A 19,854-nucleotide genomic window follows, 5' to 3' on the forward strand; every position below is an offset into this window, starting at 1 on the left:
TCCGGTCGCGACATGGCCGCTTTACTGGAGGTCGGCCGGCTCACCATGCGCTTCGGCGGGGTCACCGCGCTGTCCGGCGTGGACCTCGCCGTGGGCGAGGGCGAGCTCGTCGGCCTCATCGGGCCCAACGGGGCGGGCAAGAGCACCCTGTTCGACTGCCTGACCCGGCGGTGCGCGCCGCAGGAGGGCCGCATGCTGCTGGCCGGGCAGGACCTGGCCGGGCTGCCCCCGCACCGGGTCGCCGGGCACGGCGTGGCCCGCACGTTCCAGAACACGGCGCTGTTCCCCGGCCTGTCGGTGCGCGAAAACGTCATGGCGGGCGCGCACCGGCACGGCCGGGCCGGGTTCTGGGCGGCGGCGCTCGGGCGGGCGGCGGGCGAGGAGCGGCGGCTGCGGGAGAGCGCCGACGCGCTGCTGGCGCGGTTCGGCCTCACCCGCTACGCCGACCACCCGCCCGAGGCGCTGCCGTACGGGACGACGAAGCTGATCGAGATCGCCCGGGCGCTGGCGTCCGGGCCGCGGCTGCTGCTGCTCGACGAGCCGGCGGGCGGGCTCGCGCCCGCCGAGGTGCCGGCGTTCGCCGAGCTGGTCCGGCGGCTGCACGCCGAGCGGGGGCTGACGATCATCGTCGTCGAGCACCACCTGGACTTCGTGCTGGCGCTGTGCCGGCGGATCGTCTGCCTGGAACGCGGCCACAAGATCGCCGACGGCCCCGCGGAGGTCGTGCGGCGCGACCCCGCCGTGGTGGCGGCCTGCCTGGGGGTCGCGCGGTGACCGGCCCGGCGGGAGCGGGCCCGGCGGGGGCGGGCCCGGCGGACGGGCGTACGGGGGCGGGCCCTCCGGGCGGCGGGCTGGAGGTGCGGGGGCTGCGGGCCGAGTACGGGGCGGCCCGCGTGCTGCACGGCGTCGACCTGACCGTGCCGGCCGGCGAGATCGCGGTGCTGCTCGGCCCGAACGGCGCGGGCAAGACGACGCTGCTGCGCGCCCTGTCCGGCCTGGTCAGGGCGCGCGGGACGGCCACGCTCGGCGGGGTCGCGCTGCTCGGCCGCGCGCCGGACGAGCTGGCCAGGCTCGGCGTCGCGCACGTCACCCAGGAGGGCGGCACGTTCGGCCCGCTCACCGTCGAGGAGAACCTGCGGGTGGGCGCGCAGGCCCGCCCCTGGCCGCGCCGCGGCACCGCCGAGGACCTGGAACGGCTGTTCACCCGCTTCCCGGTGCTTCAGGCGCGGCTCAGCCAGCCCGCCGGGACGCTGAGCGGCGGCGAGCAGCGGCTGCTCGCCATCGGCCGGGCGCTGATGGCCCGGCCGCGGCTGCTGCTCATGGACGAGCCGATGCGCGGCCTGGCCCCGCAGACGGCGTCGCTGCTCTTCCGCACCATCCACGCGATCAACAGGGACGAGGGGACCACGATGGTCATCGTCGAGCACAACGTGACGGCGGCGCTGGAGGTCGCGCACCGCTCCTATCTGGTGGAGTCGGGCCGGATCTCCGACATGCGCGCCCGCCGGAGGTGGTGAGCCGGTGTTCGTCCAGCAGCTCCTGGAGGGGCTCGGCGCGGGCGCGGGGTACGCGGCCCTCGCCCTCGCCCTGGTGCTCACCTACCGCTTCACCGGGATCGTCAACTTCGCGCAGGGCGAGCTGGCCATGCTCGCCACGTACGTGGCCTGGCAGCTCGTCACCTCCGGCCTGCCGTACTGGGCGGCGCTGCCGGTCACGGTCGTCGTCGCCTTCGCCGCGGGCGTGGTGACCGAGCGGCTGGTCATCCGCCGGCTGGCGGGCGAGGCCGCCGAGGTCACCCTCGTGGTGACCACGATCGGCCTGTACGTGCTGGTGAACGCGCTGGCCGCGCTGGTGTGGACCGCGGCGCTCCGCGCCTTCCCGAGCCCGTTCCCCGACGGGCCGCCGGGGGTGGCCGCGCTGGCGGCGGCCGGCCTCGCCGGGACGGTGCTGGGCGCGGTCGCCCTGCTCGTCAGGCGGACCGGTCTCGGGCTGGTGATGCGGGCCGTGGCCGCCGACGCGCGCTCGGCCCGGCTGGCGGGCGTGCGGGTCGGCTGGGTGCTGGCCCTCGGCTGGGGCGCGGCCTCGGCCGTCGGCGCGCTGTCGGGCGTGCTGCTCGCCCCGGCGCTGTTCCTAGAGCCCTCGATGATGACCGGCGTGCTGGTCTACTCCTTCGCCGCCGCCACGCTCGGCGGCTTCGACAGCGCGCTCGGCGCGGTGGCCGGCGGGCTGGTCGTCGGCGTGGCCGAGACGCTGGCCGGCACCTACCTCGGCTTCGTCGGGGCGGACCTGAAGATCGCGGTGCCGCTGGTGATCATCGTCGTGGTGCTGCTGGTGCGCCCGCAGGGCCTGTTCGGCTCGGCTCCCGTGGAGCGGGCGTGACCGCGGCCGGGCCCCTGGCCGGGCCGTTGGACGGGCCGGTGAACGGGCACGGCTGGGGCGCCGGGGGGCACCGCAGGACGGCGGTGGGGCTGGCGGCCGGCGACCGGCGGCGGACCTGGCCGTGGCGGCGGGCCGCGCTCGCCGCGCTGGCGGTGACGGCGGCCGGGCTGCCGTTCGCGCTGCCGCCGTACCGGCTGTTCCAGGTGACGCTGGTGCTGGTGTACGCCGTGGCGCTGCTCGGGCTGGACCTGGTGGCGGGCCACAGCGGGCAGATCTCGCTCGGGCACGGGGCCTTCTTCGGCGTGGGCGCGTACGTGGCGGCGGTCATGATCGGGCGGTTCGGGCTGCCGTACCCGCTGACCCTGCCGGCGGCCGCGCTGGTCACCTTCGGGCTGGGCTGGGCGGCCGGGCTGCCCGCGTTGCGGCTGCGCGGCCTGTACCTGGCGATGGTGACGTTCTCCGTGGCGGTGCTGCTGCCGCCGCTGCTCAAACGCTTCCCCGAGGTGACCGGCGGCGCGATGGGGATGGCGGTGCCCACGCCGCGCGGCCTCGGCCTGGACGACGACCAGTGGGTGTACTTCCTCGTCCTCGCCGTGACGGCGGCGGCCGTGGCGGGCGTGCGCAACCTGACGGCGTCGCGCGGCGGGCGGGCGCTGACCGCGATCCGGCAGCACCCGGCGGCGGCCGAGACGCTCGGCATGCACGCCGCCGCGCACATGACGCGCGCCTTCGCCTGGAGCGCCATGTACGCGGGCGCGGCCGGCGCCCTCTACACCTGGACGACGGGCTTCGTCGCGCCCGACACCTTCACGCTGAGCCTGTCGGTGACCCTGCTGGCCGGGGTGGTGATCGGCGGCCTGGCCACCCCGGCGGGGCCGCTGCTCGGCGCGCTGGTGGTGGCGGCCGTGCCGGCCGCGGCGCAGGAGCTGAACCCGGCCGCGCCCGGGGTGGTCTCCGGGCTGCTCATCATCGTGATGATCTACGTGGCGCCGACCGGCCTCGCCGGGCTGCTGCGCCGGGCGGCGTGGTCGGTGACGGGCCGGCTCGCGGCGAGGAGGCGCGGATGAGACGGGTGCTGCCGGCCCTGCTGCCGGTCCTGCTGCTGCTCCTGGTGGCCGGGTGCCGGCCGGGGTCCGGCGGGGCCGTCCTGACCGGCGAGTGCGCGGGCCAGGACGGCACCGGCGTAAGCCCCGGCACGATCAAGGTGGGCGGGATCTACCCGCTGTCCGGCCCCGCCTCCGCCTACGCCGCCGTCGCGCAGGGCGCGAGCGCCTACTTCGCGCACGTCAACCAGCACGGCGGCGTGGACGGCCGGCGCATCGACTTCGTGGTGCGCGACGACGCCTACGAGCCGGCCCGCGCCGTCGAGCAGGCCCGCAGGCTGGTGCTGGACGACCGGGTGTTCGCGCTGTTCCAGACGCTCGGCACGCCCTCGACGGCGGCGGTGCGCGAGTTCGCCCACCGGTGGCGGGTGCCGCAGGTGTTCGTCGCCAGCGGGGCGACCCAGTGGGGCGCCGACGCCGCCCGCCGGCCGTGGACGATCGGCTTCCAGCCCAGCTACCTCGCCGAGGCCCGGGTCTACGCCCGCTACCTGGCCGAGGAGCTGCCGCACGCCCGCGTCGCCGTGCTCTACCAGAACGACGACTTCGGCCACGACCTCCTCGGCGGCTTCCGCGAGGCGGTCGCCGGCACGTCGGTGCGGATCGTGGCCGAGCGCAGCTACGAGGTGACCGACCCCGGCGTGCAGGGCCAGCTCGCCAACCTCGCCGCGTCGGGCGCGGACGTGCTGCTCGACGTCAGCACGCCGAAGTTCGCCGCGCAGGCGCTGGCCGCCGACGCCGCCATGACCGGCTGGAACCCGCTGCACATCCTCAACGGCGTGGCCGCCTCGCCCGCCGTGCTCAAGCCGGTCGGCTACGACAAGGTGCAGGGCGTCGTCACGGCCGGCTTCACCAAGGACCCGGCCGCGCCGGAGTGGGCCGACGACCCGGCCGTGCACGCCTACCTGACGGCGCTGGAGCGCTACGCGCCCGACGCCGACCCCGGCAGCCAGCAGGTGGTCTTCGGGTGGACGGCGGCGGAGGCGTTCGTCAAGACGCTGCGGCGCATGCGCTGCCCCTCGCGGGAGGCGCTGCGCGCGGCCGCGCACAGCCTGCGCGAGGTGCAGCTCGGGCTGCTGCTGCCCGGGATCACGGTCTCGACCGGGCCGGGCGACGCGTTCCCGATCGAGGCCGAGCAGCTGTCGCGGTTCGAGGGCGACCGGTGGGTGCCGTTCGGGCGGGTGATCGACACCCGCGCGCCCGCGCGGTGAGGGGCCGTCAGGCGGGGCGGCGGTGCACGAGCATGTCGTCGTCCGGCAGCTCGGCGGTGCCCGGGGAGCGCAGCGCCGTCGTCGCGCCCGCCCAGCGGCGCAGCGTGGCCGTGGCCGCCGCCTGCTCGGCCTCGGGCAGGGAGGCGATGTTGGCGCCGTGGTTCGCGCCCGGCACGACGTACAGGTACGAGTCCGCGCCGGACGGGGCGAACCGTTCGGCGCTCCACGGGTCGTTCTGGCCGTAGACGAACATCATGCGCTCCGACCGGCTGCGCACCCAGCGGTCCACGTCCAGCATGGGCCAGGCCTGGTGCCGGGCGCGCAGCTCGGCCGGCAGCACCGAGTTCGGCTGGTAGAGGCCGCGGTAGCGGGTCAGGCCGCGCAGGTGGGCGAAGGCGAGGTCGGGCCAGCCGAGCTGGGTGGCCGCCTGGCGGTAGTACGGCCAGTAGTACTCCAGGCCCTGGTCGGTGTAGAAGCCGAAGGAGGCGACGGCGTCGATCCAGGCGTAGAGCTGCTCGTCGGTGGCGGTGGCGGGCGGCACCGAGGCGCAGTCGGCGGCGGTGGAGTACTGCCAGAACGCCCACACGGTGTCCAGGACGGTCATCTCGTAGGAGCGGTCGGCGGTGCCGAGGGTGCGGGTGAAGGTGTAGCCGTTGCGGGCGGCGTCGGCCTCCAGCAGGGGCACCATCCGGTCGCGGCGCAGCAGCGCCTCCCGCTGGACGGTGTCCAGCGCCCGACGGCACGGCTCGGTGCCGACCTCGGCGAAGAAGCGGTCGTAGTCCTGGTCGAGCGGGTTGATCCGGTCGTTCGGGGCGACGTAGGCGACCACGCCGTCCACGTCGCCGGGGTAGAAGCGGCGGTGGTAGACGGAGGTCATGCCGCCCTTGCTGGCGCCGGTCTGGATCCAGCGGCCGGGGTAGATCGTGCGCAGCGCCTGGACGATGCGGTGCTCGTCCGTGGCCTCCTGCCAGATGGTGAGGTCCTGCCAGTCGGCGGGGACGGGTCGCGAGGAGCGGAAGAAGCGGTGCTCGACCGAGACCTGGTTGGCGTCGAGGATGCGGGTCGGCTCGGTGCGCGACGGGGCCGGGCTGACGGCCAGGCCGTAGCCGCCGGTGTAGAGCACGACCGGCACGTCGGTGCCGCGGTGCAGCAGGGTGAGGCGCTGCTGGTAGGTGCCCTTGGCGGGGTCGCGGTGGTCGACCGGCTGGGTGTAGGTGAGGACGAAGAAGCGGTAGCCGGCGGGCTGCGTCTCCGACACCACGGTGAGGCCGGGGATGGCCTTGAGCTGGTCGAGGAGGTCCTGCTCCTCCGCCGCGGCGGCCGGCGCCGTGATGGCCGTCAGGGCCAGCAGGACGGTCAGCAACAGGGTTCGCACGTTCGCTCGCCTCTCAGCCGGACATGAGCACGGATCCGACCGCAGTGTCTCCGCGATCTTCCGAAAGGGCAAGAGTTGACATCGGCCGACTTGTGCCGATCACGCGGTGATCGCCTCTGTGGGCAGTACAGCGACGGCGCTCGCCGTGCCCGCCGGCGTGCTGCTCGGCGGCCCCCCGCCGGTCGAGCGGGCGTGGAGGGCGCCCGGTGACCCGGAGGCCGCTCGCCGCCCTGGCCCGGCTGCGGGTCGTGCCCGTGGTGCCGGCCGACCGCCAGGACGGGCCCGAGGTGGTGCCGCGGCTCGTGCGCGAGCGCGCCCCCGGCGGCTTCGCCGACGTCGAGGACGTGATGCCGCCGGCCGAGCGGGCGGAGATCGCGCTGCGCTACAAGCGGCCGGCCGGCTTCGAGCCCGCCACGCTCAACGCCGGCCGGAGCCGGTCGGTGCGGCGGCCGGGCGCCACCTCCTGAGCGGGCCCGGCCGTGCCCCGCGCGGGGGGCACGGCCGGGCGGGGCGTCACGGGGTGAGGACGACCTTGTTGCACTCGTCCTGCTTGTGCTTGAACAGCTCGAACCCGCGCGGCGCCTCGCTGAGCGGCATGCGGTGCGAGATGACGAAGCTCGGGTCGATCTCGCCCGCGCGGATCCGCTCCAGCAGCGGCCCGGTGTAGCGCTGCACGTGGCACTGGCCGCTGCGGATGGTGAGCGACCGGTTCATGACGGTGCCCATCGGGAACTTGTCGACGAATCCGCCGTAGACCCCGATGACGGACACCACGCCGCCGTTGCGGCAGGCCAGGATGGCCTCGCGCAGCACGTAGGGCCGCTCGGTCTCCATCCGGGCCGCCTGCTTGGTGCGGTCGTAGGCGTACATGGCCGGGGTCGGGTGGTGGGCCTCCATGCCGACGGCGTCGATGCAGGCGTCCGGGCCGCGCCCGCCGGTCATGTCGCGCAGCGCCTCCAGCACGTTCACCTCCTCGTAGTTGAGCACCTCGGCGCCGGTCCGCTGCGCCCGCTGCAGCCGGTACGGGAAGCGGTCGATGACGATGACCCGGTCCGCGCCGAGCAGGAACGCGCTGGCCGCGGCGAACTGCCCGACCGGTCCCGCGCCCCAGACGGCGATCGTCTGGCCCGGCTTGATGTCGCACATCTCGGCGCCCATGAAGCCCGTCGGGAAGATGTCCGACAGGAAGAGCACCTGCTCGTCGGTCAGGTCGTCCTCGACCTTGATCGGGCCGACGTCGGCGAACGGGACCCGGGCGTACTCGGCCTGCCCGCCCGGGAAGCCGCCGAGCATGTGGGAGTAGCCGAAGATGCCGGCGGGCGCGTGGCCCATCAGCTTCTCGGCCATGCCCGCGTTGGGGTTGGAGTTCTCGCACACCGAGTAGAGGCCGTCCTCGCAGGCGAAGCAGGCGCCGCAGGCGATCGGGAACGGCACCACGACGCGGTCGCCGGCGCGCAGGTTGCGCACGCCGGGGCCGACCTCGACGACCTCGCCCATGAACTCGTGGCCGAGGATGTCGCCCTTCTTGACGGTCGGGATGTAGCCGTCCACGAGGTGCAGGTCGGAGCCGCAGATCGCGGTCGAGGTGACGCGGACGATCGCGTCGCGCGCGTTGAGGATCTGCGGGTCGGGGACCTCCTGGACCTCCAGGCGGTTGCGGCCCATCCACACGTTGGCCTTCATGCCCGTCCTCCGATCGGCTGCGCGGGACGCTGGTGGAGCTGGCGACGGGCGCGGTGGCCTTCGGGGCTGCCCTCGGAGCGCACCACCTCACCGGTCTCCATGACCTGCTTGAAACGGCGCAGGTCGTCACGGACCGCCTGCTCGGGGTGCTCGCCGAACATCCGGGCGACGGCGGCGGCGAGCTTGCGCCCGCGCATGCCGTACTCCAGCGAGACGTCCACGACGGTGCCGCGCCCGCCGGGGCCGTCGGTGAAGCTGACCAGGCCGGCGGTCGTGATGCCGGTGCCGGGCACGGAGCGCCAGGCGAGCAGGTCACCGGCCCGCTCGTCGATGATCTCGGCCTCCCACTCCAGGTCGACCACCGGGCCCTTGGCCTTCCAGCGGGAGCGGCGCTCGTTGATGGCGCGCACCGACTCCAGGTGGATCATGAAGGAGGGCAGGTTCTCCAGCTCGCGCCAGAAGCGGTAGACCTCCTCGCGCGGCTTGTTGACGGTGATGGAGGCGCGCACCTGCAGCGGGCTCCTGGCCTGGGCGGTGCCGCGACGGGCGCAGACCGCGTCGAGGGCGGCGATCCCGGCGACCGCGCCGAGCGCGCACAACGCGCGGGTGCGCCGGGCGCCGGTGCGGTTGGCGGCGGCCCTGCCGAGGACGCCGAGGTCCATCGTGTCGCCGGCGACCCTGGTCCACGCCCATTGGGCGGGGTTCTTGGCGCCGAGCAGCAGGGCGGCGTGCAGCAGCTCGCGCCCGCCGACGAGTCTGGCGACGGTCGTGGCGCCTGGCGCGTCGTCGACGCCGCACAGGCGGGTGACGGCCCGTGGTGCCGCCAGTTGCGCCGTGCCCAGCGCGAGGCTGGTCCACCCGAGCGCACGGGCGAATTTGTCGGTCATCATGCGTCCTAACCGGTGGTGTGTTGTACGGCGCGGGCGGCCCTCGGTCTGCTAACGCCCCCCGCGTCCTCGGGCCCCTGCCCCCGACAAAACCGATGACACCAGCAGGACCAGGGACGAAATTCCACAATGCGTCGAGCGGGGTCCGAGCCTTTATGGTGATCTCCATGGATCCCACGAATCCCGGCCCCGTTTACGCCGCGGTCACCGACCCGAGCGGAATGCTCAGCCTCCAGACTTTCGGCCGTCCGGATGGCGAGGACATGGTTTTCCGGATTTCCGGTTCCGTCTATGCGAACGTCCCCGGCGACCGGCTCGGGCCCGGGCTCCGGCACGGCGGGAAACTGTTCGGGATCGAGGGCTACAACATCCGCCGCCTGTACCGGGTGCCCGGCACCGAACGGCTCCACCAGCTCTCCCGCGAGATCGTCTTCTACACCGACCCGGACGAGCCGCGGACGGTCCTGCGCGACTGGGTCAACCCGCTCGACGGGCGCACGTACCCGGTCGTGCCGATCAACAACGACACCGTCAACTTCGGCCCGTTCCCCATCACCCCCGCCTTCGCCGGGCCGCCGCTGCGGCGGCTGCACGACGAGACCGCCTGGAGCACCGACATCGGCGTGCGCGCCGACTACGGCGCCACCCTGGGCGAGACGTTCGGCCTGATCGGCGGCGTGTACACGGCGCAGGAGCTGTTCGACTTCAGCGTGGCCGACCAGGAGGCGGCGGCGCGGACCGTGCCGGGCGAGATCCCGTCCGGGGCGCTGCGGGCCAAGGTGAGCTGGGCGCGCACCGCGCCGTGGGCGCCGTTCATGGGGCTGGCCGAGAGCGAGGTGCGAGGGCAGCTCACCTACCGGGCCCGCGCCTGGTCGCTCGGCTCCTACGGCGAGGTGGAGCCGTGGCTGCGGGCCGAGGTGGAGGCCCGCCATCCCCTCTACACGGCGGCGCCGGAGGAGCCGGGGCCGAGCGAGAACTCGTGGACGTCCTTCTACAACAAGCAGCTCGGCAAGGGCGCCACCACGTGGGCGGAGTGGTGCGCCACCCACAGCCGCCCATGACCCCGCCGCCCTCCATGGCATCGCCGCCGTCCGGTTCGCCCGGCCCGGACGGCTCGTCCGGTCCGCCGGTCGTGGATCCGCTGACCGGGCGGGCCGAGCGGGCCCTCCGGCCCGTTCCCGCCGGCCGGCTCGCCGCGATCGCGGCCGGGCTGCGGGCGGCGGCCCCGGCCTGGGCGGCGGCGGGCCCGGACGGGCGGGCCCCGGTGCTGGCCCGGTTCGGCGCGGCGCTGGCCCGCGACGAGGACCTGCTGGCCGCGCTGGTGGCCGACACCGGCCGGGTCGCCGAGTCGGAGCTGGAGCGCCGGATCGTCGCCGGGCTGGCCGGGCGGTGGGCGCGGCAGGCGCCCGCGCTGCTCGCCCCGCCCGCCGAGTTCCCGTCCGAGCTGCCGGGCGTGCACGTGGCCGGGGACGCGGTGCCGTACGAGCTGGTCGGCGCGATCACGCCGTGGAACTTCCCGCTGCTGCTCGGCCTCATCGACGCCGTCCCGGCGCTGGCCGCCGGGTGCGCGGTGCTGGTCAAGCCGAGCGAGGTGACGCCGCGCTTCATCGAGCCGCTGACCCGGCTGGTGCCGGAGGAGCTGCCGCTGCGCGTCGTGGAGGGCGGCCCGGCGACCGGGGCGGCGCTGGTGGGGCTGGTGGACGCCGTGGTGTTCACCGGGAGCGTCCCCACCGGGCGGCTGGTGGCCGAGGCGGCGGCCCGCGCGTTCGTCCCGGCGCATCTGGAGCTGGGCGGCAAGGACCCGGCGATCGTGCTGGCCGGGGCGGACCTCGACCGGGCCTCCTCGGCGATCCTGTGGGGCGGCACCGCCAACGCCGGCCAGTCCTGCCAGTCGATCGAGCGCGTGTACGTCGAGCGCGAGGTCTGCGCGGAGTTTCTGGCCCTGCTGGCCGCCAAGGCGGCCCGGGTGGGGCTGACCTGCGAGGGCGGCCCCATCGGCCCGATCATCGACCCCGGCCGGCCGCCGGTGATCGCGGCGCACCTGGCCGACGCCGTGGCCAGGGGCGCGGTCGTGCACACCGGCGGGACGATCGAGCGGCACGGCGGCGGCCACTGGTGCCGCCCGACCGTGCTGTCCGGCGTGGACCACTCGATGCTGGTGATGACGGAGGAGACGTTCGGGCCGGTGCTGCCGGTCATGGCCGTGGACGGCCCGGACGAGGCGGTCGCGCTGGCCGCCGACTCGGCGTACGGGCTGTCGGCCGCGGTGTTCGCGGCCACCGAGGAGCAGGCGAGGGCGGTGGCCGCGCGGCTGCCCGTCGGCGCGGTCAGCGTCAACGACGCCGCGCTGACCGCGTTCGTGCACGAGGGCGAGAAGCACTCCTTCCGCCTGTCCGGGCTCGGCGGCTCACGGATGGGGCCGGCGTCGATCGCCCGGTTCCTGCGCCGCCGGGCGTTTCTCGTCAACCGATCCCCCGCCGCCGACCCCTGGTGGCACCCGACGAAGGAGTAGCAGATGGGACTGCGCGCGGAGATGCCGCTGCTGGCCCGGCACGAGGGCGAGTGGGAGGGCGAGTACCGCCACCTCGGCGCCGACGGCGCGCTGCTCGACCGGCACCGCGTCCACATGACGTGCCGCATCGTGGACGACGCCGCCTACCTCCAGACCAACCGCTACACCTGGGACGACGGCCGCACCGAGGTGCACGAGTTCCCTGGCGTCCACCTGGGCGGCGGCCGGTGCCGCTTCGACACCGACCGGCTGGAGGGCGAGTTCCGCGAGGTGGACGACAGCGCGATCTACCTCACCTGGCGCTTCAAGGGCCGGCCGCTGCGCCTGTTCGAGCTGATCGTGCTCAGCGACGACGGCCGGACGCGCAGCCGGGTCTGGCAGTGGCTGGAGGACGGCGTGTGCGTGCGGCGCACGCTCATCGACGAGCGGCGGGTCGGCTGACATGACCGCCTACATCGCGCTCGCCCTCCAGGTGGAGACGCGCGCCGTCAACGCCGCCGCCGACCCCCGCGCCGAGATCGCCGCCGCCGTCGCCCGGATCGGCGAGCGGGTCGGCGGCTCCAAGGCGTGGCTGGGGCCGGACCTGCGGCTGGTGGTCCTGCCCGAGTACGCCCTGACCGGCTTCCCCCTGCGCGAGAGCCTGCCCGAGTGGTGCGAGCGGGCGGCGCTCGACCCCGGCGGCCCCGAGTACCGCATGCTGGCCGGGATCGCCGTCCGCGACGAGGTGTTCCTGTGCGTCAACGCCTACGAGCGCGACGAGCACTTCCCCGGGCTGTACTTCCAGGCGTCGGTGATCCTCTCCCCCGCCGGGGAGGTCGTGCTGCGCTACCGGCGGCTGCACTCGTTGTTCACGCCGACGCCGTACGACGTGTGGGAGCGCTACCTGGAGCTGTACGGCCGCGACGCGGTGCTGCCGGTGGCCCGCACCGAGATCGGCAACCTGGCGGTGCTGGCCTCGGAGGAGGTGCAGATGCCGGAGCTGGCCCGCGCGCTGGCCCTGCGCGGGGCCGAGGTCTTCTGCAACCCCACGTCGGAGGCGTCCTCCCCCGACCTGACGCCGAAGGCCGTGGCCCGCCGGGCGCGGGCGGTGGAGAACCTGGCGTACGTGGTGGCGGCCAACACCGGCGGGCTCACCGGCGGCGCCGTCCCCGGCGACTCGGTGAACGGCGGGTCGGAGCTGATCGACCACCAGGGCCGGGCGCTGGCCAGGGCGGGCGCGGGCGAGACGCTGGTCGCGGCGGCCGAGCTGGACCTGGCGGCGCTGCGCCGGGCCCGCCGCCGGCCCGGCATGGCGAACCTGCCGAGCCGGGTCAAGACGGCGCTGTGGGCCGAGGAGTACGGCCTGCACGACGGGGAACGTCCGGGCGGGCTGGAGGAGGGGCCCCGCGAACGCTCCTGGTTCCGCGCCCGCCAGTCCGGCACCATCGCCCGCCTCCTCACCTCGTGACGGCCCCGCGCTCAGGGGGACGCGGCGTGGGCGGTGCGGTGCCACGACAGGACCAGGCGCTCGACCCCCAGGAAGGCCGCGTTGAGCACGATCCCGAGCAGCCCGAGCAGCACGATCCCGGCCCACATGGCGGGGATGTCGAACTGGCTCTGCGCCTCCAGCATGCGGTGCCCGATGCCCTCGCTGCTGCCGACCAGCTCGGAGATCACCATCATGATCAGCGCCAGTGACACGCTCAGCCGTAGCCCCGCGAAGATCTTCGGGGCGGCGGCGGGCAGGATGACGCGGGTCAGGCGCTGCCGCGCGGTCAGGCGGTAGACGGCGGCGGTCTCGATCCAGCGGGCGTCCACGTGGCGGGCGCCGTCCATCGCGTTGATCAGGACGGGCCAGATGACGCCGTACACGATCGCGGCCAGCTCCATCGGGGTGCCGATCCTGAACAGCACCAGGAACACCGGCAGCAGCGTCGAGGGCGGCACCGACCGGCCGAGGTGCAGCAGCGGCTCGGCCAGCGCCGACAGGCGGCGCGAGCGGCCGAGCGCGACCCCGGCCAGCACGCCCGCCGCGCACGCCATCGCCCATCCGGCGGCGAGCCGGGCCAGGCTGGGCAGCAGGTCCGCCACCGCCTCGTCGGTCAGGAAGGCGCGCGACGGCGGCCCGGCGAACCACATCTCGCGCAGCCGGGACAGGATCCGCGACGGCGGCGGGAAGTAGGCGGCCCCGGCCGAGCGGGTGGCCAGCTCCCAGGCGACGGCGGCCACCGGCAGCAGCCAGTACCAGGCCAGCCGCCGCACGCCCCCCGCGCCCCGCCCGTCCCGCCCGTCCCGCCCGTCCCGCCCGCTCCGGTCGGGCCGTGGCGTGCTCATGCGGCCTCCCCGGTGCGGGTGTGGTGCCAGCGGAAGGCCCGTCGTTCGGCCGCCGCGCAGAGCAGGTTCGCGGCCAGGCCGAGCGCGCCGGCCCAGAGGGTGGCGGCGAGCATGCGGTCCACCCGGTTGGCGCTGCCGGCCAGCGACAGGAACGCGCCGATCCCGCCGCCGCCGGGCGCCAGCAGCTCCACGCTGACGGCGACGATCAGGGTGACGGCGACCGCGATCCGCACGCCGGTCGCGATGAACGGCGCCGCGCTCGGCAGGCTGACCCGCAGCGCCACCGCGGCCGGGCCGAAGCCGAAGCCGCGCAGCGTCTCCTTGGCCAGCGGGTCCACGTCGCCGAGCCCGTACAGGGTGTTGATGAGCAGCGGCCAGGAGCAGGTGTAGACGATCAGCGCGGTCTTGGCGTCCTGGCCGGCGGGGAAGAGGAACATGGCCAGCGGGATCAGCGACACCGACGGGATCGGCCGCAGGAACTCCACCAGCGGCCGGGCCGACCGCTCCAGGAACGGCACCGTCCCGAGCAGCAGCCCGGCGGGCACGGCGACGCCGATCGCGATCGCGAGCCCGCTCGCGCAGGCGGCCAGCGTGGCGAGCACGTCCGCGCGGAAGCCGGCGTCCAGCGGCAGCCGGGCCGCCTCGATCAGCACGTCCGACATGTACGGCAGCGCGTCCGGCACCAGCCCGGCCGGCCCGGCGGCCTCGGCGACGGCCAGGAACGCGACCACCCCGGCGGCCCCCAGGAGCACCCGCTCCCCCCGCCGCGCCCCGGCTCCCCGGGCCGGCGGTGTCCGCTCGTGCTGTGCCGTCATTCGCCGATCGTCGCGAACAGGCGCGCCACGTCCACTTTCGCCTTCAGGTAGCCGTAGCCCCGCAGCAGGTCGGCGAGCTTCTGCACGCTCGCCGGGTCGGCCCGGGGCGAGAACCTGCCGAGCGTCATGGCCTTGGCGGCGTCGGCCGGGATCTGCGTGTACGTCGGCACGACCTCGTCGATCGCCGCGCGGTCGGCCCCGGCGATCTCCTGAGCCTTGGCCAGCGCCCGGTGCAGGGCGGCGGCGGTTCGCGGGTTCCTGGCGAGCCAGTCCTCGCTGACGCCCCAGCCGTCGATGGGCACGCCGGCGGTGACGCCGGAGGTGGTGTCGATGATCTGCCGCGCCCCGGCCTTCTTGGCCGCCGTCAGGAACGGCTCGACCAGCCAGGCGGCGTCCACCTGGCCGCCGGACAGCGCGGCGAGCTGGTCGGCGAACTGCACGGGCACGTACTTGACGTCCTCGGGCTTGAGCCCGGCCTGCTGCAGGTGGGCGTTGGTGAGGGTCTGGCCGAGGGCCTTGAGCACGTTGACGGCGATGGTGCGGCCCTTGAGGTCGGCGGCGGTCCTGACCGGGGAGTCCTTGGCGACGACGACGCCCGCGACGCCCGGCGCGGCCTCCTGGCTGTGCTGGAGGAGCTTGAGCCGGGCCGCGCCCGAGTCGTTGATCGCCATGAGGGAGACGTAGCTGGTGAGGAAGGCGTCCATGCTGCCGTTGAGGATCTTGGGCATGACGGCCTGCGGCGCCTGGATGATCTCGGTGGTGACGGTGAGGCCCTCCTGCTTGAACAGGCCGCGTCTCTCGGCGATGAACAGCGGCGCCGACGACGGCACCGGCACCACGCCGATGAGCAGCCGGGTCTTCTCCAGCCCGCCGCTCCCGGCCGGCGCGGCGGTGCCGCCGCCACCCCCGCCCCCGCCGCCTCCGCAGGCGGTCAGCGCGAGCGCGAGCGCCGCCGCCGCGGCGATCCTGGTCAGCTTCATGCCCTCTGCCTCTCCTGGTCGCGTCATCGGGCGGGCGGGGTCCCCACCATGGAGCTCACGTCGACCCTGCTCCTCAGGTAGCCGAACTCGTACATCAGGTCGGAGACCCGCTGGATGCGGGCGGCGCTGAGCGAGGTGGGGAAGGTGCCCATCGCCATCGTCATCGCCGCGTCCCTGGGGGTGCCGGTGAAGCCGGCGACGGTCTCGGCCAGCAGCGCGCGGTCGGTGGCGGCCAGCGCCTGCCCCCTGGTGAGCGCGCGCTGGAACGCGGCGGTGGTCCTCGGGTGCCGGCGCACCCACTCCTCGGTGGCGGCCCAGCCGTCGACGGGCAGCTTGTCGGTGGGGCCGGTGTTGGTGTCGAGCAGCAGCTTCGCGCCGGCCCGCTGGGCGTCGGACAGGAACGGCTCGACCATCCAGGCGGCGTCGACCCGGCCGTCGCGGAGCGCGGCGAGCTGGCTCTGGAAGTCGATGGCGACGAACCTCACCTGGCCGGGGGCGATGAGGTACGGCTTGAGGTGCGCGCTGACGGACATGGTGCCGAGGTTGGCCAGGGAGTTGACGGCGATGGTGCGGCCCTTGAGGTCCTGCGGCGTCTCCAGCGGGGAGTTCTCCGGCACCACGACGCCGGCGATGCCGGGGGCGGCCTGCAGCGCGTCGGCGACGATCTTGAGGCGGGCGGTGCCGGCGCTCTGGACGTTGATGAGGGAGACGTAGCTGCCCTTGAAGACGTCCATGCCGCCGGCCAGGACGCGCGGCATGACGGCCTGCGGCGCCTGGATGATCTCGGTCTCGACGGTCAGGCCCTCGGCCGCGAAGAAGCCCTTGGCCTTCGCGATGTACAGCCCGGCGGAGGAGGGCGTGGGGCTGACGCCGACGTGCAGGGTGGTCTTCTCCGGCCCGGCGGCCGTGGGACCAGAGGCGGGGGCGGGGCCCAGGACGCCGCAGGCGGCGGTCGCCACCAGGGCGGCGAGCGCCGCGAGACGCACGCGCGGTGCGTGCCCGCTCTCCATGACCTCTCCCTCGGCGCCCTCGGCGGATCGGATCGTTCGGCGGAACGGACGGCCAGGCGGTGATCTTACAACAGGGTTCGCTTTTGTGCCCGCCGAATTGAACGTCACTCCCGCCACCCCATGTCCCATTTCGCGGCTTTTTTGGAGATATGGCGGAAATAGTAGTCAATGGCCATTTCAGGGGAAGTCAGTTGTGTAGTCAGCATACCCATTTAGCCCTTCCGCACAGGTATGCTCAAATTGCGCTCTCTGCACAAGGGTGCCTGCTGTCTCATAGGTGCTGACCGGGTGAGAGGGAGCCAGCGAGGTGAATCAGTCGAACGCGGACATTCACCGCCCGTCCTCGCCGCCCGCCGGCGCCCCGCGCCGCCGCCGCCTCAGGCTGCGGGACCTGCGCGTGCGGGCCCGGCTCATCGCGCTCATCCTCATCCCGACCGGGGTCGGGGTGCTGGTCGGCGGGCAGCAGGTCGTCGACCACTGGAGCGCCGCCGAGCGCTATCGCCGCGTGCTGGACAAGGCCGAGCTCAGCGCCTCGGTCACCGCCGCGGCCCACGAGCTGGCCCTCGAACGCGACCTCGCCGTGCACTACGTCGGCGCCGGCCGCGCCGCGCCTCGGGAGCGGCCGCTGCGCGCCCAGTTCGGCCACGTGGACCGGGCCGTCGCCGAGCTGCGCGCGAGGGCCGGCCGCATCACCGCCGACCACGGCGACGGCGCCTGGCTGCTCACCCGGCAGCTCCTCGCCCGGCTGCCGGAGCTCGCCGCCGTGCGCGCCACCGTCCTCGGCACCCGGCTCCTCGCCCTGCCCACGCTCACCAAGTACGCCCAGCTCATCGCCGCTCTCCAGCAGCTGCACGACGAGGTCGGCCAGGGCGGCGAGAACGAGCCGCTGAACGCCTCCGTGCGCGCCCTGTCCGCGCTGGCCAAGGCGCACGAGGCCGCCTCCCAGCAGCGCGGGCTGCTCGCGGCGGTGGCGGCGGCCGGCCGCTTCCGCACCGGCGAGCTGGAGCGCCTCACCGCCGCCCGCGCCCAGCAGGACAGCGAGCTGGAGGTGTTCCGGTCGGTGGCCACGCTGGAGCAGCGCCAGGCATACGACGACATCGTCACCGGCACGCTGGTGGACCGGGCCGAGGTGATCCGGCTGCGCGCCCTGGCCGAGGCGGCCCGCCGCGGGGACGTCGACATCGTGCCCGGCAGCGGCCAGGACGCCGAGCGCTGGTTCGAGGCGATGAGCGGCACCGTGGACGGCATGTGGACGGTCCAGCGGCGGCTCGGCGACTCGATCATCGTGCAGAGCCGCACCCTCGGCGACGCCGCGCGGCGGGACGCCGTGGTGGCCGCCACCGTCATCCTGCTGCTGCTGATGGCCGTCCTGCTGCTCACGGCCATCGTGGCGCACTCGCTGGTCACCCCGCTGCGGCGGCTGCGGCGCGAGGCCCTCGCCGTGGCCGAGGTCCGGCTGCCGCACACCGTGCGGCTGCTGCGCGAGCGCGAGGACGGCCGGCCGCCCGCCGTCGCCCCCATCGACGTCGACTCCTGGGACGAGGTCGGCGAGGTGGCGCGCGCCTTCGACGAGGTGCACCGCGAGGCCGTCCGGCTGGCGGGCGAGGAGGCGCGGCTGCGGGCCGACGTCAACGCCATGTTCGTCGACCTGTCGCGGCGCAGCCAGACGCTGGTGCAGCGGCTCATCCAGCACCTCGCCGAGCTGGAGCGGGACGAGAGCGGCGGCGGGGACGGCGGCAGGGTCGGCGGCGGGGACGGCAGCGGGGACGGCCGGGACGGGCGAGCGGCCAGCCTCGCCACGGCCGGCCACCTGGCGACGCGGATGCGGCGGACCAACGAGAGCCTGCTGGTGCTGGCCGGCCAGGAGCCGCCGGGGCGGCGGGGCGCGCCGCTGCCGCTGACGGACGTGGTGCGGGCCGCGCTGGCGGAGGTGGAGCAGCACGAGCGCGTGGACAGCCGGGTCGGGCCGGTGCAGGCGGTGGCCGGGCGGGCGGTCGCGGACGTCGTGCACCTGCTGGCGGAGCTGGTGGAGAACGCGCTGTCCTTCTCGCCCCGGGAGACCCGCGTCCGCGTCACCGCCGAGGCGGCCGACGCGCCCGGAGGCCCGGGTCCGGTGGCCGACGGCGGTCGCGGTGATTGGGGCGGTCGCGGGGCCGGCGGGGGTCGCGGGGCCGGCGGCGGTCGCGGGGGCGAAGGCGGTCGCGGTCGCGAAGGCGGTCGCGGTCGCGAGGGCGGGGGCGGGGTCGTGCTGTGCGTGGCCGATCGCGGGATCGGGATGACGCCCGAGGAGATCGCGCAGGCCAACGAGCGGCTGGCGCGGGGCGGGGAGCTGGACGCGTCGGTGTCGCGGCGGATGGGGCTGTTCGTGGTGGCGCGGCTGGCGCGGCGGCACGGGATCGGGGTGCGGGTGCGGGCGCGTGACGGGGGCGGGCTGCTCGCCCTGGTGCTGCTCCCGGCCTCGCTCCTGCGCCCGCCCCCACCGCCCGCCGCGGCCGTCAGGACCGGGCCGTTCCCCTCCGCCACGGCCGTGACCGGGCCGTTCCCCTCCCCTCGGGCCGTCAGGACCGGGCCGTTCCCCTCCGCCACGGTCCCGGCCGGGCCGCCGTCCGCCGACGTCCCGATCGCGCCCGTTCCCTTGACCGCCGGTCCGGACGGCCCCGTCCGCGCCACCGCCGTCCCGGACGGACCCGCCCGCTCGACCACCGGTCCGGACGGACCCGTCCCGTTCGCCGGCCGTTCGCGCGGGCCGGGCGGGGGCGGGCGGCTCAGGGCCGTCGGAGGGGTGGGCGCCCGTGGCGGGCCGCCGGCGCGGGACCGGGCGCGGGACCGGGCGCCGGACCGGGCGCCGGATCGGGCGCTCGGGCCGGGGGTGTGCCCGGAGGAGGCCGCCGGAGGGGCGGAAGGCGTCTGGAGGAGGCCGCTGCGGCGGGCCGGCGGGGGCGAGCCCGGCGACTGGCCGTCGTTCGCCACCGATCCGGGCGATCCCGACGATCCCGGCGAGCTCGGGCCGCCCGGGGGCGAGCGGCCGTACGACGTCCTGGACGGAGCCGCGCCCGCCGCCACCGGCGCGGACGACGACTACCTGCCGATCTTCGCCGAGGTGGAGTCCGCCTGGTTCAACGGCGCGCCCACCGCCCGCTGGAGCTCCCCGCAGGCGGACGCCGGCTGGAGCGCCGCCGAGGCCGCCGCCACGCCGTCCGATCACGTCCCCACCACGGCGGGCCTGCCGAAACGGGTCCCGAAGGCGAACCTGGTGCCGGGCACCGCCGACAGCCTGTCCGCGCCCAGGGGTGTCGCGCCGATCGCGCGCCTGTCGCCGGACCGGGCGCGCCGCCGCATCGCCGGGTACCAGGAGGGGTTCCGGCGGGCCAGGGAACGCCTGCGCGCCGGCGACGTCCCGCCCGCCGACGTCCCGTTCGGGGACGTCCCGTTCCAGGACGTCCCGTTCCAGGACGTCCCGTTCCAGGACGTCCCGTTCCAGGACGTCCCGTTCGGGGACGTCCCGTTCCAGGACGGCCCGCTCAGCAACGGCCGGCCCGGCGACGGGTGAACGCGAACGGGCCGTCCTCCCCGCGAGGACGGCCCGCCC

18 protein-coding genes are annotated in these 19,854 nt (G+C 75.3%); 11 read left to right on the top strand and 7 right to left on the bottom strand.

Annotation, left to right across the window (positions count from 1 at the left end; translation table 11 throughout):
• The first annotated feature begins 12 nt into the window (after nucleotides 1–12).
• From MF672_RS18730 to MF672_RS18750, 5 genes are read left to right on the top strand one after another with little or no spacing between them, the layout of a single operon-like run.
• Nucleotides 13–774 carry an ABC transporter ATP-binding protein gene (locus tag MF672_RS18730; protein ID WP_242382055.1) on the top strand — a complete coding sequence of 254 codons (762 nt, stop codon included), beginning with the start codon at nucleotides 13–15 and terminating at the stop codon, nucleotides 772–774.
• On the top strand, nucleotides 771–1,517 hold the full coding sequence (locus MF672_RS18735; RefSeq protein WP_242382054.1) for an ABC transporter ATP-binding protein: 747 nt from the start codon (nucleotides 771–773) through the stop codon (nucleotides 1,515–1,517). The genes MF672_RS18730 and MF672_RS18735 overlap by 4 nt, the downstream gene beginning before the upstream one ends.
• Before the next feature lie 4 nt (nucleotides 1,518–1,521).
• Nucleotides 1,522–2,379 (top strand): branched-chain amino acid ABC transporter permease, encoded by an 858-nt coding sequence (locus MF672_RS18740; protein ID WP_242382053.1) that lies wholly within the window; start codon nucleotides 1,522–1,524, stop codon nucleotides 2,377–2,379.
• Nucleotides 2,376–3,446 (top strand): branched-chain amino acid ABC transporter permease, encoded by a 1,071-nt coding sequence (locus tag MF672_RS18745; RefSeq protein WP_242382052.1) that lies wholly within the window; start codon nucleotides 2,376–2,378, stop codon nucleotides 3,444–3,446. Before MF672_RS18740 ends, MF672_RS18745 begins: the two co-directional genes overlap by 4 nt.
• Nucleotides 3,443–4,690 carry an ABC transporter substrate-binding protein gene (locus MF672_RS18750; protein WP_242382051.1) on the top strand — a complete coding sequence of 416 codons (1,248 nt, stop codon included), beginning with the start codon at nucleotides 3,443–3,445 and terminating at the stop codon, nucleotides 4,688–4,690. The genes MF672_RS18745 and MF672_RS18750 overlap by 4 nt, the downstream gene beginning before the upstream one ends.
• Before the next feature lie 7 nt (nucleotides 4,691–4,697).
• On the opposite strand, the gene MF672_RS18755 is transcribed toward MF672_RS18750, so the two are convergent.
• Complete coding sequence (locus tag MF672_RS18755; RefSeq protein WP_242382050.1) at nucleotides 4,698–6,065, bottom strand: S28 family serine protease; 1,368 nt, start codon at nucleotides 6,063–6,065, stop codon at nucleotides 4,698–4,700.
• Between the two features lie 206 nt (nucleotides 6,066–6,271).
• Between MF672_RS18755 and MF672_RS18760 the strand changes: the two genes are divergently transcribed.
• Nucleotides 6,272–6,532, top strand: coding sequence for a hypothetical protein (locus tag MF672_RS18760; protein ID WP_242382049.1), 261 nt, complete (start codon nucleotides 6,272–6,274; stop codon nucleotides 6,530–6,532).
• Between the two features lie 46 nt (nucleotides 6,533–6,578).
• Here MF672_RS18760 and MF672_RS18765 read toward each other — a convergent pair whose 3' ends face one another.
• A complete protein-coding gene (locus MF672_RS18765; protein WP_242382048.1) occupies nucleotides 6,579–7,748 on the bottom strand; it encodes a zinc-dependent alcohol dehydrogenase in 1,170 nt (389 codons plus the stop codon).
• Nucleotides 7,745–8,635 carry an SRPBCC family protein gene (locus MF672_RS18770; protein WP_242382047.1) on the bottom strand — a complete coding sequence of 297 codons (891 nt, stop codon included), beginning with the start codon at nucleotides 8,633–8,635 and terminating at the stop codon, nucleotides 7,745–7,747. Before MF672_RS18770 ends, MF672_RS18765 begins: the two co-directional genes overlap by 4 nt.
• A 263-nt stretch (nucleotides 8,636–8,898) precedes the next feature.
• Between MF672_RS18770 and MF672_RS18775 the strand changes: the two genes are divergently transcribed.
• The 4 genes from MF672_RS18775 (at nucleotide 8,899) to MF672_RS18790 (ending at nucleotide 12,594) form a co-directional block, all read left to right on the top strand.
• Nucleotides 8,899–9,696, top strand: coding sequence for a DUF1838 family protein (locus MF672_RS18775; protein WP_242382046.1), 798 nt, complete (start codon nucleotides 8,899–8,901; stop codon nucleotides 9,694–9,696).
• Nucleotides 9,697–9,767: 71 nt separating this feature from the next.
• Complete coding sequence (locus tag MF672_RS18780; protein ID WP_247815307.1) at nucleotides 9,768–11,147, top strand: aldehyde dehydrogenase family protein; 1,380 nt, start codon at nucleotides 9,768–9,770, stop codon at nucleotides 11,145–11,147.
• Nucleotides 11,148–11,150: 3 nt separating this feature from the next.
• The gene (locus tag MF672_RS18785; RefSeq protein ID WP_242383396.1) at nucleotides 11,151–11,588 is read left to right on the top strand and encodes a hypothetical protein; all 438 of its coding nucleotides are present in this window, start codon (nucleotides 11,151–11,153) and stop codon (nucleotides 11,586–11,588) included.
• A gap of 1 nt (nucleotide 11,589) precedes the next feature.
• Nucleotides 11,590–12,594 carry a nitrilase-related carbon-nitrogen hydrolase gene (locus MF672_RS18790; protein WP_242383395.1) on the top strand — a complete coding sequence of 335 codons (1,005 nt, stop codon included), beginning with the start codon at nucleotides 11,590–11,592 and terminating at the stop codon, nucleotides 12,592–12,594.
• Nucleotides 12,595–12,605: 11 nt separating this feature from the next.
• Here the strand turns inward: MF672_RS18790 and MF672_RS18795 are convergent, their stop codons facing one another.
• From MF672_RS18795 to MF672_RS18810, 4 genes are read right to left on the bottom strand one after another with little or no spacing between them, the layout of a single operon-like run.
• Nucleotides 12,606–13,460 (bottom strand): ABC transporter permease, encoded by an 855-nt coding sequence (locus MF672_RS18795; RefSeq protein ID WP_247815308.1) that lies wholly within the window; start codon nucleotides 13,458–13,460, stop codon nucleotides 12,606–12,608.
• Nucleotides 13,457–14,275, bottom strand: a complete 819-nt coding sequence (locus MF672_RS18800; protein ID WP_242383393.1) for an ABC transporter permease — start codon at nucleotides 14,273–14,275, stop codon at nucleotides 13,457–13,459. The genes MF672_RS18795 and MF672_RS18800 overlap by 4 nt, the downstream gene beginning before the upstream one ends.
• Entirely contained in the window at nucleotides 14,272–15,255 is a 984-nt protein-coding gene (locus MF672_RS18805) for an ABC transporter substrate-binding protein (RefSeq protein ID WP_242383392.1), read from the bottom strand. Before MF672_RS18805 ends, MF672_RS18800 begins: the two co-directional genes overlap by 4 nt.
• Nucleotides 15,256–15,278: 23 nt before the next feature.
• On the bottom strand, nucleotides 15,279–16,265 hold the full coding sequence (locus tag MF672_RS18810; protein WP_242383391.1) for an ABC transporter substrate-binding protein: 987 nt from the start codon (nucleotides 16,263–16,265) through the stop codon (nucleotides 15,279–15,281).
• Nucleotides 16,266–16,572: 307 nt separating this feature from the next.
• Here MF672_RS18810 and MF672_RS18815 point away from each other — a divergent pair, with 307 nt between their 5' ends.
• Complete coding sequence (locus tag MF672_RS18815; RefSeq protein ID WP_247815309.1) at nucleotides 16,573–19,815, top strand: sensor histidine kinase; 3,243 nt, start codon at nucleotides 16,573–16,575, stop codon at nucleotides 19,813–19,815.
• Nucleotides 19,816–19,854 lie beyond the last annotated feature (39 nt).

It is taken from the genome of Actinomadura luzonensis (genome assembly GCF_022664455.2).
Lineage (GTDB): Bacteria > Actinomycetota > Actinomycetes > Streptosporangiales > Streptosporangiaceae > Nonomuraea > Nonomuraea luzonensis.

Coding starts and splice junctions, on each gene's coding strand:
- MF672_RS18730 (WP_242382055.1), top strand. CDS start 13: ATGGCCGCTTTACTGGAGGTCGGCCGGCTCACCATGCGCTTCGGCGGG.
- MF672_RS18750 (WP_242382051.1), top strand. CDS start 3,443: ATGAGACGGGTGCTGCCGGCCCTGCTGCCGGTCCTGCTGCTGCTCCTG.
- MF672_RS18765 (WP_242382048.1), bottom strand. CDS start 7,748: ATGAAGGCCAACGTGTGGATGGGCCGCAACCGCCTGGAGGTCCAGGAG.
- MF672_RS18770 (WP_242382047.1), bottom strand. CDS start 8,635: ATGACCGACAAATTCGCCCGTGCGCTCGGGTGGACCAGCCTCGCGCTG.
- MF672_RS18775 (WP_242382046.1), top strand. CDS start 8,899: ATGGTTTTCCGGATTTCCGGTTCCGTCTATGCGAACGTCCCCGGCGAC.
- MF672_RS18785 (WP_242383396.1), top strand. CDS start 11,151: ATGGGACTGCGCGCGGAGATGCCGCTGCTGGCCCGGCACGAGGGCGAG.
- MF672_RS18790 (WP_242383395.1), top strand. CDS start 11,590: ATGACCGCCTACATCGCGCTCGCCCTCCAGGTGGAGACGCGCGCCGTC.
- MF672_RS18795 (WP_247815308.1), bottom strand. CDS start 13,460: ATGAGCACGCCACGGCCCGACCGGAGCGGGCGGGACGGGCGGGACGGG.
- MF672_RS18800 (WP_242383393.1), bottom strand. CDS start 14,275: ATGACGGCACAGCACGAGCGGACACCGCCGGCCCGGGGAGCCGGGGCG.
- MF672_RS18805 (WP_242383392.1), bottom strand. CDS start 15,255: ATGAAGCTGACCAGGATCGCCGCGGCGGCGGCGCTCGCGCTCGCGCTG.
- MF672_RS18810 (WP_242383391.1), bottom strand. CDS start 16,265: ATGGAGAGCGGGCACGCACCGCGCGTGCGTCTCGCGGCGCTCGCCGCC.